The following is a 796-nucleotide window of genomic DNA, read 5'->3' on the forward strand; positions in this document are numbered from 1 at the left end:
GCTCTGTAGCGGGAGAGATGGGTCGATTCGTCCGCTCGCGTTCTGTGGAGGTGGCTGGTGCGGTCGGTACTCGGTTTGCTGGAGGCTCGGGAGAAGAAGATCCGGGAAGAGGTCGCGCGACTGCGGGAGGAGGCCGAACGGCTCCAGACCGCGCTTGGCGAGGCGGAACACGCACTTCAGCGGCTGGTGGATGCCCGTGCAACGGTGGCCGAGGTACTGGCCGAGCCGCCCTCCGCGGTCGCGGATCCGGTGCGAAGTGCTGTCACGGGATCACTGGTGCCGCATCGGGCGGACGGCATGACGGCGTCGGTCCTCGCGCCGGACTACCAGCGGATCGTGGCGGTGCTGCAGTCGGAAGCGGGCCGGGAGGGCATGCGCTGTCAGCAGCTGGCCAAGGCTCTGGGGCTTCAGGTGGTTCCGGCGAAAGTCGAAGGGCTGCGGTCGAAGGCGAAACGCCTGGTGGAGCGGGGGTGGGCTCGGCAGGTGAGACCGGGAGTGTTCACCGCGCTCGTGGTGCCGGCCGGCTGAAGGCGCCGGGGCGGCGTCCGGCCAGGCGGCCGCTCATGAGCATGGTCATCGACCACAGCACCATGGCCTCGTGCATGTCGGGCAGCGTCTCGTAGTCGCGCACCAGGCGGCGCGAGCGCATCAGCCAGCTCAGCGTTCTTTCCACCACCCACCTGCGTGGCAGCACCACGAAGCCCGTGGTGTCGTCGGTGCGTCTGACGATCTCCAGGGCGAGGTGGAGGTTTTCGGCAGCCCAGTCGACCAGCCGCCCGGCATAGCCGCCGTCCGC

At 69.3% G+C, this 796-nt stretch carries 2 protein-coding genes; one reads left to right on the plus strand and one right to left on the minus strand.

The features are described 5' to 3' along the window. Nucleotides 1–57: 57 nt before the first annotated feature. The gene (locus ABD207_RS31970; RefSeq protein ID WP_344016818.1) at nt 58–528 is read left to right on the plus strand and encodes a hypothetical protein; all 471 of its coding nucleotides are present in this window, start codon (nt 58–60) and stop codon (nt 526–528) included. On the opposite strand, the gene ABD207_RS31975 is transcribed toward ABD207_RS31970, so the two are convergent. Then, nucleotides 500–796, minus strand: a 297-nt coding sequence (locus ABD207_RS31975; protein ID WP_344016819.1) for a transposase, incomplete at its 5' end; no start/stop codon positions are given. The two genes, ABD207_RS31970 and ABD207_RS31975, sit on opposite strands and share 29 nt — an antisense overlap.

The sequence above is a fragment of the Streptomyces thermospinosisporus genome (genome assembly GCF_039526425.1).
Lineage (GTDB): Bacteria > Actinomycetota > Actinomycetes > Streptomycetales > Streptomycetaceae > Streptomyces > Streptomyces thermocarboxydovorans.